The sequence below is a fragment of the Streptomyces sp. QH1-20 genome (assembly GCF_041283565.1).
Taxonomy (GTDB): Bacteria; Actinomycetota; Actinomycetes; order Streptomycetales; family Streptomycetaceae; genus Streptomyces; species Streptomyces syringius.
In genome coordinates this window covers 202,680-216,037 of the sequence record NZ_CP166299.1, presented here as the reverse complement: position 1 = coordinate 216,037, position 13,358 = coordinate 202,680, and the positions used below count along the sequence as shown (strand labels likewise).

The 13,358-nt window shown below is 68.1% G+C and carries 14 protein-coding genes; 7 read left to right on the top strand and 7 right to left on the bottom strand.

Going from position 1 to position 13,358, the window contains the following annotated elements:
• Window positions 1-213 precede the first annotated feature (213 nt).
• Entirely contained in the window at window positions 214-747 is a 534-nt protein-coding gene (locus AB8O64_RS01075; RefSeq protein WP_370417291.1) for a prepilin peptidase, read from the bottom strand.
• Between the two features lie 620 nt (window positions 748-1,367).
• On the opposite strand from AB8O64_RS01075, the gene AB8O64_RS01070 reads away from it, so the two are divergent.
• From AB8O64_RS01070 to AB8O64_RS01060, 3 genes are all read left to right on the top strand, one after another.
• Window positions 1,368-1,715, top strand: coding sequence for a hypothetical protein (locus AB8O64_RS01070; RefSeq protein ID WP_370417289.1), 348 nt, complete (start codon window positions 1,368-1,370; stop codon window positions 1,713-1,715).
• A 46-nt stretch (window positions 1,716-1,761) separates the two neighbouring features.
• Window positions 1,762-2,070, top strand: coding sequence for a hypothetical protein (locus AB8O64_RS01065; protein ID WP_370417287.1), 309 nt, complete (start codon window positions 1,762-1,764; stop codon window positions 2,068-2,070).
• A gap of 1,323 nt (window positions 2,071-3,393) precedes the next feature.
• Window positions 3,394-4,572 (top strand): Cmx/CmrA family chloramphenicol efflux MFS transporter, encoded by a 1,179-nt coding sequence (locus tag AB8O64_RS01060; protein ID WP_370417285.1) that lies wholly within the window; start codon window positions 3,394-3,396, stop codon window positions 4,570-4,572.
• Window positions 4,573-4,801: 229 nt separating this feature from the next.
• On the opposite strand, the gene AB8O64_RS01055 is transcribed toward AB8O64_RS01060, so the two are convergent.
• The 4 genes from AB8O64_RS01055 to AB8O64_RS01040 all read right to left on the bottom strand — a co-directional run bounded on the left by AB8O64_RS01055 (window position 4,802) and on the right by AB8O64_RS01040 (window position 7,442).
• Window positions 4,802-5,128 carry a hypothetical protein gene (locus AB8O64_RS01055; RefSeq protein ID WP_370417283.1) on the bottom strand — a complete coding sequence of 109 codons (327 nt, stop codon included), beginning with the start codon at window positions 5,126-5,128 and terminating at the stop codon, window positions 4,802-4,804.
• Entirely contained in the window at window positions 5,125-5,469 is a 345-nt protein-coding gene (locus AB8O64_RS01050) for a hypothetical protein (RefSeq protein WP_370417281.1), read from the bottom strand. The genes AB8O64_RS01055 and AB8O64_RS01050 overlap by 4 nt, the downstream gene beginning before the upstream one ends.
• Before the next feature lie 269 nt (window positions 5,470-5,738).
• Entirely contained in the window at window positions 5,739-6,611 is an 873-nt protein-coding gene (locus AB8O64_RS01045; RefSeq protein ID WP_370417279.1) for a hypothetical protein, read from the bottom strand.
• Window positions 6,612-7,226: 615 nt separating this feature from the next.
• Complete coding sequence (locus AB8O64_RS01040) at window positions 7,227-7,442, bottom strand: e9imm peptide (RefSeq protein ID WP_370423761.1); 216 nt, start codon at window positions 7,440-7,442, stop codon at window positions 7,227-7,229.
• 218 nt (window positions 7,443-7,660) lie between these two features.
• On the opposite strand from AB8O64_RS01040, the gene AB8O64_RS01035 reads away from it, so the two are divergent.
• Complete coding sequence (locus AB8O64_RS01035) at window positions 7,661-7,810, top strand: hypothetical protein (protein WP_370417277.1); 150 nt, start codon at window positions 7,661-7,663, stop codon at window positions 7,808-7,810.
• A 413-nt stretch (window positions 7,811-8,223) separates the two neighbouring features.
• Here AB8O64_RS01035 and AB8O64_RS01030 read toward each other — a convergent pair whose 3' ends face one another.
• The gene (locus AB8O64_RS01030) at window positions 8,224-8,709 is read right to left on the bottom strand and encodes a hypothetical protein (protein WP_370417275.1); all 486 of its coding nucleotides are present in this window, start codon (window positions 8,707-8,709) and stop codon (window positions 8,224-8,226) included.
• A gap of 464 nt (window positions 8,710-9,173) precedes the next feature.
• Between AB8O64_RS01030 and AB8O64_RS01025 the strand changes: the two genes are divergently transcribed.
• From AB8O64_RS01025 to AB8O64_RS01015, 3 genes are all read left to right on the top strand, one after another.
• Complete coding sequence (locus AB8O64_RS01025; RefSeq protein ID WP_370417273.1) at window positions 9,174-10,145, top strand: ABC transporter ATP-binding protein; 972 nt, start codon at window positions 9,174-9,176, stop codon at window positions 10,143-10,145.
• Window positions 10,142-10,993 (top strand): ABC transporter permease, encoded by an 852-nt coding sequence (locus tag AB8O64_RS01020; RefSeq protein WP_370417271.1) that lies wholly within the window; start codon window positions 10,142-10,144, stop codon window positions 10,991-10,993. The genes AB8O64_RS01025 and AB8O64_RS01020 overlap by 4 nt, the downstream gene beginning before the upstream one ends.
• 456 nt (window positions 10,994-11,449) lie before the next feature.
• On the top strand, window positions 11,450-11,986 hold the full coding sequence (locus AB8O64_RS01015) for a hypothetical protein (RefSeq protein ID WP_370417269.1): 537 nt from the start codon (window positions 11,450-11,452) through the stop codon (window positions 11,984-11,986).
• 168 nt (window positions 11,987-12,154) lie between these two features.
• Here AB8O64_RS01015 and AB8O64_RS01010 read toward each other — a convergent pair whose 3' ends face one another.
• Window positions 12,155-13,114: a DUF1152 domain-containing protein gene (locus AB8O64_RS01010; protein ID WP_370417267.1), complete on the bottom strand. Its 960-nt coding sequence runs from the start codon at window positions 13,112-13,114 to the stop codon at window positions 12,155-12,157.
• Window positions 13,115-13,358 lie beyond the last annotated feature (244 nt).

The following is a 13,358-nucleotide window of genomic DNA, read 5'->3' as shown; positions in this document are numbered from 1 at the left end:
AATGCCGCTCCCTGCGCTGCCTCGTTCGTCCGGTCCGCGTCGCATGCGAGCCACGGGCGGCACGCGGCCCCCCTTTCAGGGCCTATACCGCGCCAGTGCGGGGTGGGGGCTGGCCGGCGTCCTCTTGGCCCCGAGCCTGGGCCCGCCCGCCGGGATGAGGGGGATGGCGACGGCTGCCATGACCGACCGCGGGGCAGTAGCCCTCCTCGCGGTTCAGCCGGACGTCGCGAATACGGCGAGAGCGCCGATGAGCATGAAGGGGCCGAAGGCGACCTGGGCGCGGCGGTGGCGGCCAGTGGCCAGCAGCGCTACTCCGCATACGCCGCCGATGAGGAATCCGGCGAGCGCGCCCCACCACAGGCTGGTCCAGCCGTGCCAGCCGAGGAGGGCGCCAATGGCCGGGGCGAGCTTGACGTCGCCCAGGCCCATTCCCGCGGTCAGCGGGAGGAGAAGGAACACGGCAGTGACGGCTCCGGCTCCGGCCGCGGCCCGGCCGAGACTGCCGGGTTCGCTGGCGAGGGCCGCACCGGCGAGCAGCAGGATCGTTCCGGCGCAGGCCGGGGCGGTGAGCACGTTGGGTAGGCGCTGGACGGCGAGGTCGATCAGCGCTAGGGCGACGCCGCATGCGGCGAGCCAGTACTGTGCGGCGGCGAACCCGCTCGTGGCGCCGCCGGCCGCGAGCGCGGCGAAGGCCGCGGCTGCCAACAGCTCCGCCGAGAGCGAGGGGGCCCAATGCGCTGCCTGCATTTCGGGCAGCGTCCCGAGGGCGGTAGCGGCCGGAGCTGGCGTGCCCCGAGGAGTGCGTTGCCGCAGTGAGGGCAGCTGTTGCGCGAGGTCGCGCCCGTGGGGACCGAGCGGGCAAAGACCACGGGGCGCGCTGCTGCTCCGGCGGCAGCGGAGGCGGCAACGCTGAGGGCGGACACGGTGGAGGGCTCCTTGCGCACGGCTCGGCCTCGACGGCGCTCAGCCCGACGACTGGTCGGAACTGCTCGGGCTGAGCACGGACGGCAGATACGGCCTCTTCTCATCTCTGGCGTCCAATCTGGTGCCCGGCGACACCAACCGCTTGTACGACGTGTTCGTCCGGGACTTACGGACCCGGCGTACCGAGCGGGTCAGCGTCACCGATGACGGCTCGCAGTTGAAGGGGTCCACGAGTCAGGCGGCGATCAGCGGCAACGGCAGATACGTGGCGTTCGGCTCCGATGCCACCGACGTCGTGGCGGGACAGCCTGCGAACGGCGGCTCGCACATCTTCGTCCGGACCGCCGGACGGGACACCCCGAACTCGTCACGGCCGGAAGCCCGCCGGAAGCGACAGGACCGGCAGCTCCCACAGCCCTGCCATCAGCGGGGACGGCCGGTACGTGGCGTACTCCTCCGACCGGAGCGACCTGGTGCCCGGCGAGCAGCCCGGGCCGGGCCGGAACATCTACGTCACCGACCGCTGGAAGGGGGCCACCCGACTGGTCACCGCCGACGCCGACGGATCCCCTGCCGACAACGCGTCCTACGAGCCGGTGATCAGCGCGGACGGCACCACCATCGCCTTCCGTTCGAAAGCGACCAACCTGCTGCTCCGAGGCCGGACCCCTGCGGCCCTCGCCGGTTCGAAGCCTGCTCCGGCGCGCCACATGTTCCTCTTCTACGTGCACGACGCGCGCACCGGCCGGATCCAGGGCGCCAGCGTCGACCCCGCCGGCGTGCCCCCGTGAGATAGGTCGACGATCGACCTGGGAAGACTGGGGCTAGATTCATCGCATGCCTTCGCATCTCAGCCCTGGCGCATCCGGAGCCCTCCGACGCTTCGCTGGATGGCTCGCCCGGGGGACGGTAGGCCATCCGATACTGGAAGGGGTCGACTACTGGGAGGAACTGCGCGAGTCGCCCTCTCAGGTGGAGATCTGCGTCGCGATCTTCGCCAACGTCCTCGAACTGGACGAGCAGGGAGAACCGGTCAACGAGAAGCATGCGGAGCGCAGAGCTGCGACCTGGCTCTATCGATACTGCACCGGGGAGCTGCCCCCGGGAGAGCCGGACATCGAGCCTTGGGAATGCCAACTTCATTGACCGTTGATGTGCGACGCCAATCGAGTAAGGCAGCCCCGCCTCGCCCCCCTGCGCTGTGGGAAGCCCGCGATCTCATACGCCCACTCAGCTCCGCTGACGCCATCTGTCGACCAAGCCCCAGGGCCTATGGCTCAGATCGCCGGCATTCCGGGTGAGGGGGGCCGTCGCCTTCCTGGGCTTCGTTGTCAGTAGTGGGCCTTACCGTGGTGGTAGGGCGTTTGGCAGGTCAGGAGACGCTATGGGGAGGCGGCATGCCCGATTGGGCTCTCGCGATACTTGTTCCGGTCGGTCTGCTGGCTGTGGGCCTGGTGACGTTCTTGATCTGGGCTCGCCTGGGGACGAAGGAACCGTTGAAGCACGACAACCGGATGCCGGAGACCCATTTTCGACAGGGTGGTGGTGTCGGCGGCAGCTGACCGGCGGCGCCCGGCTGGGCATGGGCAGGGCCGCTTCAGCCTCGGGCCCGGTCCGGCTTGGTCGCGCCGGATGTCGAGGACGGCTGCCTGGAAGGCGCTGGAGAGCGACCGTGGCGTGACCGCGCAGAGAATCGCGTCCATCTGCCCGCGATCGCTGGAGCGGCGCCGATGCCTGCCGGGCTGCTGATGTCCCCGGCCAGCGAGCTGAACACCGCTCCTGTATGCCGTACGCCGCCACTTCTCTGAGCTGCCCAGACCGCCGGAGTAGGACCACGCGACCGCGCCCGTCTGTGTCCCTGTTTCCCGGCGGTTCCAGGGCCCTGTTTGCGCAGTGCTATGAGGAGACGTCCCTTCAACCTGGTGGGTGTTGCGTCCTGCAGGGCGGTGCGGTCAGGGGTTGCTGGGGAGGACATGCAGGCGCGGCTGAGCCGTCGTGCCGGAGCTGCACCGCGGCCCACCTTCGCGCACTGTTGGACCGGGCCGCGTGGTAGTGGTTCGGCACCCGCCTTGGCGCGAGTCCCCTGGTCGGCGTTGTGCCCATCGGATCGGTCAGCATCTGCGACGCGAACTGGCCCCCCACAGTCATCACTAACCGAACGGACGCATCCGGCCATCTGACCAACCCAGCGAAGGGCGCTGGATGTTGCGGGCCATGACGTTGGTGACACAGGTCAATGCCGGTAAAACCCAAGTGCCTCGACGGGCACCAGTCGGGTACCGTGCGGGCCATGTCGAGTCCTGAGTCAGACAAGGTGGGGGCTTTCGGTCACGCCGTCAGCCCCCTGAACCACTGAGCTCGTAGCCCTGTCGTCGCACCGCATTCTGCGGTCGGGCGAGTGTGCCCTTGGGGCTGCCGTGCGGTGACGAGATGACCTTCTCGTGCTTCTCCTCACCTCGGAGCCACTCGATGCCCATCCCGCTGTATTTTCTTGCCATGGCGGTCTTCGCCATGGGCACCTCGGAGTTCATGCTCGCCGGCCTCCTGCCGGACATCGCCTCAGATCTCGACGTCGCAGTTGGGACAGCAGGCACGCTGACCTCGGCCTTCGCGGTCGGCATGGTCGTCGGTGCTCCCCTTGTGGCAGCGCTTGCCCGCGACTGGCCCAGGCGCTCCAGCCTTCTCGGGTTCATCCTCGTTTTCGCGGCGGCTCACGTCGCGGGTGCCATCACCACGAGTTTCCCCGTCCTGTTCGCTACCCGTGTCCTCGCTGCGCTCGCGAACGCGGGGTTCCTCGCCGTCGCTCTCACGGCTGCCGCCACGCTGGTCTCGCCCGACAAGAAGGGACGTGCGCTGGCCGTGCTGCTGTCAGGCACGACGGTGGCCACGATCGTCGGTGTCCCTGGTGGGTCGGTGCTCGGCACGGTGCTCGACTGGCGGGCCACATTCTGGGCCGTCGCCGCGCTCTGCCTGCCTGCAGCTTTCGGCATCCTGAAGGGGACCCCAGCGGGACGTGAGACGGAAGAGGCGACTGGCAGGCCAGCCCTGCGAGCGGAGCTCGCCCAGCTCACAAGGCGGCGGTTGATTCTGGTGATGCTGCTGGGCGCGCTGGTGAACGCCGCAACGTTCGGAAGCTTCACTTTCCTCGCCCCCGTCGTGACCGACACCGCCGGCCTGGGCGAGCTGTGGGTCTCTGTCGTTCTGGTGCTTTTCGGGGCGGGTTCCTTCGTCGGCGTCACCTTCGCCGGCCGGTTGTCCGACCAGCGCCCCGGTCTGGTCATCGCCGTCGGCGGTCCGCTGTTGCTCATCGGATGGTCGGCCCTGGCTGTGCTGGCCGACAAGCCGGCCGCTCTGCTCATCCTCGTTTTCGTGCAGGGCGCGCTGTCGTTCGCGCTGGGCAGCACACTGATCACGCGGGTCCTCTACGAGGCCGCGGAAGCCCCCACCATGGCCGGGTCGTATGCGACCGCGGCACTCAACATCGGCGCCGCCGTCGGCCCCCTCATCGCCGCGACCACCCTCAGCACCGGGGCCGGGAACCTTGGGCCGCTATGGTCGAGCGGCCTGCTCGTCGCGATCACACTGCTCATCGCTTTCCCCCTCCGCACGGTCGTCGCGGCGGACCGAAGCACCGAGGTGCTCCAGTGACGCATGCGAACGCCCCTTGAAGATCGAGGGGCACCGAAGGCTCGTCGAACCCTGCCACACCTGTCCGATCGTCCACGTCGCCGCCGAGGCCGGTGTCTCCCGACACGTACAGCGAGGCTGGGCTGCGGGGCCGTGCGAGCGTCCCGGACTCCTCTGGACGGACGCTTGACGTCCGGGTTCGCACCGAAGGCGGCCGATTCCTAGTAATTGGCCATAGCAGCAGACGCGCTCATGAAAGTTGTGGCCGCTGACGATCCTGAAGCTGTCGACGAGCCTGCGACCAAACGGTCTCGAACTCATGAGCCGACAACCACTGCGGGTCGTGCCCCTCCCACTCAGAGATGGGCAGTTCCGCGATCAGGCCGTAGACACTCTCGTATTCAGCCAACCGGCCGTCCCTTTGGGCTCCTTGACTTTCGGCCAGCCAGGCAGCGGCCAACGCCTTACTGCCGGGCTCCTGCAACTCGACTTGCCGCATCACGTAGCCATCCTTGTCCAGCTCGAAGTAGAACCAGACGCCCTCCTCGTCCCAGAAACAGCGAACCCAGCGCGTCATGGGCTCACCACGTCGAAGGGCTCGTCGTGCCAGCGCCAGGCGGCGGTGCCGTCGTCGTGGATATGCAGCATGAACTCAGCGACCGGGCCGCCGTCGGGGAATGTCATGGTGAGTGCACTGCGGATGTGGGTGTAGCAGGCGTCGGCCCGCTCCCAGTCCTCCTCTCCGAGACCCCGTTGTTGCTCACGGAAGAGGGGGCGGAACTCATCAAAACCAGACAGTGCGTCGACTTCGGCGTGAGTCCAGGGCATATCGGTGCCGGTGACGGTCAGCAGAGCAATCTCCTGGTCGTTGTGGTGAAGCCGCCAGATACTGCCCGTGGCCAGGTTCGGGTTGGTCATACCCCCATGATGGCGATCACCACTGACAGACGTGGAGAGTGAGCCGTTCGATCGTGACTGCGATGTCCTGGCCCTCGGCTTGCCGAGGACGAGGTTGCTCGCAGACTCCGCAGCAGGCCGACAGGCACCTCGTGGCCCAGTCCGCCGCCGGACAGTTATACCGATGCTCCGCCCGACGGCTGGCCGGTGCTGCACACTCTGCTGTATCACCGGCCTCGATCTTCACCTGCGCCCAGTTACTTGCAGCCCTCGCCCTAACCGCCTGATTCTCAGTTGGCCGGCGCGCTCAGCCGGCGCATGGCCGTGAGCAGCTCGGGAGGGGGCTGGACGGAGAACTGTCGTGTCTCGTGGTCGATGTGTGTGATCGAGGTCAGCCTGCCCTGGTGCCACCAATACAGCCGGGGAGAAAGCTGCCCGTCGCCGACGGCGTCCTGATAGGCCCCCAGGCCGAAGGAAGCCAGGGCATTGACGGCGCTGACGGCGTGTTCGTCGACGATCAGGTGGAAGGCCAGACGGTGACGGCTGGGAACTGTGAGCAGCACGCCGTCGGCGGGCGGCTCCTGGCCGAGATATGTGCGCAGCAGCTCGGGCAGCACGAGGGCCTTGCTGGCCACGAAGAACGAGTCGCCGGCGATGAGGTGGATGAGAGCACCGTCATGGCAGACGGTCTCGCGGTCGACGGGCTCGTTGATGAGGTTGGCGCGGGCGGCCGACCGCAACGCCTCCCGTCCGATCGCTGTCACGTCCTTGTCGTCGAGGAGCCGGACGGCATCCGGGGTGTCCAGGGCGATGGCTTCGAGCAGCCCGTCGGCGACAGGTTGGGCGTATGAGAATGCGGCGGCGGCTTCGGCCGGCAGGAAGTCGTCCGGGACCAGCCGCAGATAGGCGCCGCGCAGGACGTCCTCTGCGGAGCCGGGACCGTTTTCGGTGCCGGCGAGCGTTGAGATGTGCGCGTCGACCAGCGCCGGCCACTGACCGCTCTCGGCGGTGCTGCACCGGCGGGCAAGGCTCTCCAAGGACAGGACCCGGCTCTGTCCGCGCAACACAGCGCCGTCCACCGTGACGCGTATGCCGCGGTCGTCCAGACACTCGACGGCGAGGCTACGCAGACGGTCGGCCTGCTCGGCGGTCAGGACCGGCAAAGATGGATCCCGGTGTCCGACCGGACGCGGGGTCAAGGGCTCGTTGGAGTCGGGAACTGCACGTGGTGTCATGCTCAGACCCTAGGGTGCCGCTGTGACATTGCCGCGAAGTGCGGAGTGCCGACTGCCCCCTCAGGTCGCGTGGGACGGGCCGGCCGCGTGGGGGCCGCCAACAGGGGCAGCGAGCGTCCGCCGGTGCGCAGTCGTCGGCCATCGGCCGGGCGGTGACGGCCGGGCGGTGACGCCGGCGTCGGCGCCCTGGCCGACGACGCTGCGCGACGTGGGCGCGATCACCGCGTGGCATCCCGGGGCCGCGTCGGCGCAGGTGCTCGCCTGTCATACGGTCGATTTCACTGCCGCACTGACCGAGTTGGCCGCGGATGAGCCGGACGGCTCGCCGACGGCGGTGTGCTGGTGGCTGGCCCGGGAGATCCGCCGCCGGGATCATGCCCAAGGACCAGCCCGTACACCCCGAGTGCAGCTTCTGGCCGCCCGCGCCGGGGTACCGCATCTAACAGGCCGCGCTCAGCCCCTGGGCGCACCCCCTCGGGCGGGTCCGGTCAGTTCTGCCGGTACCGCGTGTGCCGCGGCCTGGCATTCGGAAGGAGCGCAGGCCTATAGGGCGATCGGGCGGTAGGCGAGGGCTTGCTCGACTACCTCCTCGGCCGAGAGCTCGCCCGCCGGAGGCCAGAAGATGAGGTCACTGACATAACCCGTCGGACAGGCCAGGGATCTGTCGAGTGCGTCCAGCCAGCGGTCCGCTTCATTCTCCGCGGCGTAGTCCGCATTCATGATCCGCTGTACCAAGGCCACGGCCTGGGCCCGGCTCATCCCCGCCGAATCCATCACACCATCATCCCCAAAACCATCCCGCGCATCCTGCGGCGTCGGCCGCACGAGCCAAGAATCCTACCGGCCGGGCCACGAACGCCTCGGCGGCCGGGCACTGCGCACCGTCGGCACCCTCATGGCAGGCCTCTTCCTCGACGCTGGTCCGCTGCCTCCCCGGCCGCTCGCTGGCGGGCCCAGCTACCTTCGCCCTATCGGCATTGGACAACTGCCCCACCGTCGCGGAGGCCTTCTCTGCGGCCTGGAAGGTCTACGACGAGCTCGTGGAGGTGCGACGGACCGCCGAGCGCTTCCACCGCAGCCAGCCCGTACGCACCATCAGCACCCCCATGGGTGGCCAGCCCCGCTGAAACCAGCCCGGCGCGGCGCCTGCTCACCTCGGTGCCGGCCGCCGCGCGGTAGGACCGCAGGCCGGCCAGGCTGTCGTTCATCCTCTTCGCCCGGCGGTGACACGGATCGTCGGCTGGCAGTTGTCTGGCAAGGAGGCACAGTCGGCAGCACAGGGTGCCGACACCCCACGCGATCCCTTCCGCGAGGTCAGGGCGGCTGCCTGGCACCGCTCGCCAGATGCGGCGCTCGCTTCGGAGTGTGCAGCGAAAGAGGTCCGTGTACCCCTCGCTGCTGACGGCTAGGGCAGCCCCACCAGCCCCCAACCGCGGTGGGCGGCCTCCGTGGTCACGTCGCCCCATTCGCGCAGAAGCGCGGCGAAGTCCTCGAAGGTGTCCGGGCGGCCTGCCCAGCCCTCGCACTCGGCGGCAAACGGTTAGCGCAACTGCTCAAGGTGGGGCTCCACTTGCTGCCAGGCGCGGGCCTTGCCGGGGACTGTCTCAGGCGGGCACACCAGAAGGACATGCGGGAGCCCTCGGCCGGTGGCCGGCGGGAAGAGCCCTCCGCCGCCAGTCAGCGCGGGGTCGTCGGCCGGATCCGCATCCCAGATCAGACCGACGAGGAGGGTGTCCATCGCCTCGCGTACGGACGCGTCGACGAGGAGCCGTATGTCGGCCCATGCATCGCCCGCGCGGGCATGCGGGCTATAAGCGCCGGTGGTGGTGAAGAAGTTGTACTCGGCGCACCATGCAGACCCCCGATCAGGGGGCCACAACCAGCCTCCGGCCAGTCCGTACCTCAGGTACTCGTCGTCGCGCTCCGGTGACCATGCCGTGTCGTCCAGTGCTTGGACCCGGTTCTCGACGGGGATGGCACTCAGCTGCTCCCAGTCCGCCATGAACAGCGTGAGGTTCAGACCCATAGCGGCAGCATAGGCAGGCCACGCGGAGCAAACCAAGGCCTGTCGGCACTCCCGCCGCAGTCGGCGTCCTGGCCCTCAAGTCAACGTCCCGCTCAGCGGCCACCAGCTGAATGAAAATCGCAAACCGTCACGAGATGTTACGGGGGAGGCGTCGCGATAGTGGCGTACGGTCTGGCGGTGTTCCCTGCCCTCTAACTTGAGACGTTTGGCAGCGAATCCAGCTTTTGCGGCTTATATGGAAATAAATCCAGTGCTGCGGCCCGGGGAGGCTCACCGGCGCCGTGGAACAGCTCGAAATAACTGCACCGTTCGGTAATGTGTTCGCCCGGGGAGGGCCCGAGCGGCAGCTGCCAGCGTCAACGGTAGCCACAGATGTGGACACGTCCCATGACCACGGGCATCGGCACGGCTTCCGGTGTTCCTGATCCTAGATGACGGACCACGAGACGAATGGGGGAACACCGATGACGACCGCTCACGTCTTTTCCGAGGTTGGGAGCAGCCCACCACCGGGGAGCGACACGGTCATCGATGTACGGGATCTGCGGATGCGCTACCGCAGTCAGGACGTACTGAAGGGGGTCGGCTTCACGGCCCGGCGAGGCGAAGTCGTCGTGCTGCTCGGCCCGAACGGCGCGGGCAAGACGACCACGATCGAGGTGCTGGAAGGCTTCCGGATGCGCTCGGCCGGAGACGTGACCGTCCTGGGCACCGATCCGGCTCGCGGGGATGAGCGGTGGCGTGCGCGCCTGGGCATCGTGTTGCAGTCCTGGCGCGACCACGGCAAGTGGCGGGTGCGGGAACTGCTGGCTCACCTTGGCTCGTACTACGCGCCGTACTCCACCACCCTCGTGCGGCGGCCGTGGGAAGTCGACGAGCTCATCGCCGCTGTGGGGCTGACTGAGCAGGCGGACAAACGGATCGGAACCCTGTCCGGCGGGCAGCGTAGGCGTTTCGACGTGGCCGTCGGCATCGTGGGCAAACCCGAGGTGCTGTTCTTGGACGAGCCGACGGCAGGTCTGGACCCGGAGGCCAGGAACGAGTTCCACGGCCTGGTACGCGGGCTCGCGGACGAGAACACCACCGTTCTGCTGACTACGCACGACCTCGCCGAGGCGGAGAAGCTCGCCGACCGGATTCTCATTCTGGCCGGTGGCCGGATCGCGGCCAATGGCTCTGCCGAGGAGCTGTCCCGGCAGGTATCAGCCGAGGCCACCGTGCGCTGGACTCGGGACGGGCAGCCCTTCGAGGAGTCGACGGCTGAGCCGACCCGGTTCGTCCGTCGGCTGTTCGAGGAGCACGGCGAGGCGATCGGCGGGCTGGAGGTGCGCCGGGCGAGCCTGGAAGACACTTACCTGGCGATGGTGCGAGAGCTGGAGGCGGGGAGCGCCCCCAGCGAGCGGGCGGCACACGCTTTCGGGGAGGAATCGCGATGAGTCCGGTGTGGTGTGCGGCGAAAGCAGGGGTGAGGCGTGGCTGGACAGAACTCCGGCAGACCTTCACCACAGGCCAGGAAGTGTTCGGGTACGTGCTCTGGACGGCCCTGCTCCTCGTGCCGCTGTTCCTGGTCAGGGACGAACCGCTGAAGGGCGCAGGTATCTCGGCGGGCGCGTTCATGCTGCCGAGCATGCTGGGGATGACGCTGGCGTTCACCGGGATGATGACCACGGCGCAGCTGCTCGCGACCGAGCGCGAGGACGGCACGCTGCTGCGGGCCAAGGCCGTGCCCCACGGCATGGTCGGCCACCTGATAGGCAAGATCATCATGGTGTCGGGGACGGCTCTCGTCTCCATGGCATTCCCCTTTGTCGTCGGCGTGTTCCTGGTGGACGGTGTTGCCCGGCAGGGCGGCGGAGCGTTGCTGACGCTGGTGTGGGTGGTGCCGTTGGGCCTCTTGGCCACCCTGCCGGTGGGGGCAGTCATCGGCTCACTCGTCAACAGTCCGCGCACCATCGGTTTGCTGATGCTTCCGGTGATGGGGCTCGTCGTGATCTCCGGGATCTACTTTCCCTTGTCGAAGCTGCCCGAATGGCTGCAGACCGTTGGACAGATCTTCCCCGTGTACTGGCTCGGCCTCGGTCTCCGCGCCGCGTTGCTGCCGGCCGAAGCGGTCGCCGCAGAGGTCGGCGCGTCCTGGCGGCAACTGGCGACCGCGGGCGTGCTGGGTGCCTGGGCGGTCGCAGGCCTGCTTCTCGCACCGTTCGTCCTGCGCAGGATGGCTCGCCGCGAGTCCGGGGCGGCGATGGCTGAACGGCACCGGAAGGCGATGCAGCGAGTCGGTTAGTGATGTGCGGGGAGATCGACTCATGCGGATCATCTCGACCCGCTCGGTCCAGAGCAATGAGGTCAACCGCTGAGCCGTCCGCCCCTGGCGTGCCCGCCGCCCTCCGGACAGGTCTGTCCTGCGAGATCAGGGGCAGGACGCCGCCTCCGCCCTTGGACGTCGCGCGCTTCGTCCGGCCGGTCGGGATTGAAGTCAGCCCGGGGCTTCACCGGTCTCAGGGCCCCGAGTGACTGGTCAGCCTCACCCGGCCGGAGCAGACTCCGTGGTTGACGGAACTGATGCCACCCAGCTGACCGGGGCCTGGTACGCGATGTCCAGGGCGGCATCGAGGTGTTCCAGCGCGAGGCGGGCCTCGGCCAGGAAGGCACCGGGTTTGTCAGGAGTTCGCCAGACCCCCGTCTCATCGGCGGTCTAGGGTACGAGCACGCCGTCCGCGGTCACCCGAGGAGGAATCCTGTGTCATCGCCCTGCGACCCCCAGTACGCTCCCGCCGGCGATGTGGGCGCAGCACTCATGGCGATCGATTCTCGGCTCAAGAGCATCCACGCCGGCAAGGCCGAGGCCGATCCCGAACAGCAGAAGCTGATCGACCAGTACATTGCGTCCCTGAGCCCCGAGGGAGCCAATGACGTGCTGGACGGTGCGTGCACCCTCGTCTTCCTGTTCATGGAATGGCTGCGGATGACCCACCAGGACCATGACAAGGACGTCATCGAGTACGTGCTGCCTCCTCTCGTGGCCACACTGCGGAGGATGCCCAAGAGCGTCAGCCCCGAGACCATTCCCACCATGGCCGGCTTGGTAGTCGCTGCGGGCACCGGCCTGAGCCCAAGCCTGTGGCGCAAGCAGTACGGGGACTGGAGTGAGGGCGAGATGAATGCCTTGGAAGCCACCGTCTTCCTGCTCGCCGAGCACATCAACCGTGTTACCGACGACCCTGACTTCGCTACCCGCATGGTCACCGAAGCTTTGTCCAGTGCGGACGATGACTGACGTGTCGCACGCTTCGCGGGCGGCACGGGCCAGCCCACCGCCCGGGGCGGATACCTCATGCACACGGCATACCGTAACGATCACCGCACGTGTCAGTCCCCACGACAATGCACAGGCGAGTCAGTAAGCGGCAGGCACGGCCGTCAGGGGGCGTTCTGTCTCGGGCCCTCAGTGTGGGAAGCGGCGGGGTGGGCGGGTCACGGTGGATTCGCGGAACTCGTTGATCCGAGAGTGGACTTGGCGCATCAGGTGAGTGTCCTCGAGTCGGTCCAGATAGAGGCAGCGGGCTGCCAGCCCCGGAAGGTCGAAGGCGAAGTACACGGACATCAGCGGGTTCACGAACAGCTCGCTGCCCCGGGTTCGGTCGGTGAACTGGACATCGCCGAATGAGCCGCGCACGGCTGCCGCGATGGAGCCGTTGACAATGCTGGGGTGCTCCGGGGTGTGGTGCTGGGCGTGCGTCACCGCGTCAAGATAGAGAGCACCCTCACGGGTGGCGCGCGGTATGGAGAATGCGCCGAGGTACGCGCCGTCGCGTTCCAGCGCGGCGATATTCTCCAGTACCTGCACGTGGTTTACGCCGTGGTAGGCGTCTATGCCGAATCCGACCGAGACCACGAGTCGGGTCCTTATGGTGTTCAGCGCGGCCAGCGCCGCCACGCTGGTCAGGTCCTCCTCCGGAGTTCCCAGACCGGATTCGTCGCCGCGCAGCAGGATGTCCGTACCGCCGTCGACCAGTACCACAGCGTCGATGCCGTGCAGCTCGATCAGTGCTTGGTAGGCGGCCCGCAGCGGGCGCACCCCGGTCTGGGGGAAGGCGTACACGGTGGACGGGTAGCCGTGTTGGCGTAGCCACTGGGCGAGTGTCCGCTCGGGGAAGTAGCTCTGGTGCAGGGCGGAGTCGGGAGTGATGACGGCCAGGTCGGGGGCAGCCCAGTCGTCGACGGGGAGACCGGCGAGTGCGCTGAAGGAGAGATTCGCGAGATATACCTCCTTGTCCTGGTGCAGGAGGGAGAGGGCCAGCGGGAGGCCGGAGTAGATGTCGAAACCGCCGCCCGCGCCCGCGATGAGGATCCGTTCGGAATCGGCGAGCCGGGTGAAGAGTGGGTTGGCGTGGAGGGAGGTCATAACGACCATTGTCCCGGGACCTGGCCGCCGGGCGCTCCTGAACGCCATTGCCCACCGACAGCACCTGAGATTTCTTTCCGTTCAGCCGAAGGTCCACTGCGAGACGGTGCTGTGGACCCCACGACTGCCACGTGTACAGCACCTCCGCGTCGCTGCTGATCGACCCGTTCCCGCTGGACCGTGCAGCTGCGGGAGGAGGTGCCGGCGCTCCTCGCCGCAGGTCTCGACCGCCCGGCGTAGATGA

Excerpts from the sequence above, each read along its gene's own strand:
- AB8O64_RS01030 (WP_370417275.1), bottom strand. The coding sequence starts at position 8,709 with ATGGGTCTGAACCTCACGCTGTTCATGGCGGACTGGGAGCAGCTGAGT.
- AB8O64_RS01075 (WP_370417291.1), bottom strand. The coding sequence starts at position 747 with ATGCAGGCAGCGCATTGGGCCCCCTCGCTCTCGGCGGAGCTGTTGGCA.
- AB8O64_RS01020 (WP_370417271.1), top strand. The coding sequence starts at position 10,142 with ATGAGTCCGGTGTGGTGTGCGGCGAAAGCAGGGGTGAGGCGTGGCTGG.
- AB8O64_RS01055 (WP_370417283.1), bottom strand. The coding sequence starts at position 5,128 with ATGACGCGCTGGGTTCGCTGTTTCTGGGACGAGGAGGGCGTCTGGTTC.
- AB8O64_RS01040 (WP_370423761.1), bottom strand. The coding sequence starts at position 7,442 with ATGAGCCGGGCCCAGGCCGTGGCCTTGGTACAGCGGATCATGAATGCG.
- AB8O64_RS01025 (WP_370417273.1), top strand. The coding sequence starts at position 9,174 with ATGACGACCGCTCACGTCTTTTCCGAGGTTGGGAGCAGCCCACCACCG.
- AB8O64_RS01060 (WP_370417285.1), top strand. The coding sequence starts at position 3,394 with ATGCCCATCCCGCTGTATTTTCTTGCCATGGCGGTCTTCGCCATGGGC.
- AB8O64_RS01010 (WP_370417267.1), bottom strand. The coding sequence starts at position 13,114 with ATGACCTCCCTCCACGCCAACCCACTCTTCACCCGGCTCGCCGATTCC.
- AB8O64_RS01050 (WP_370417281.1), bottom strand. The coding sequence starts at position 5,469 with ATGACCAACCCGAACCTGGCCACGGGCAGTATCTGGCGGCTTCACCAC.
- AB8O64_RS01065 (WP_370417287.1), top strand. The coding sequence starts at position 1,762 with ATGCCTTCGCATCTCAGCCCTGGCGCATCCGGAGCCCTCCGACGCTTC.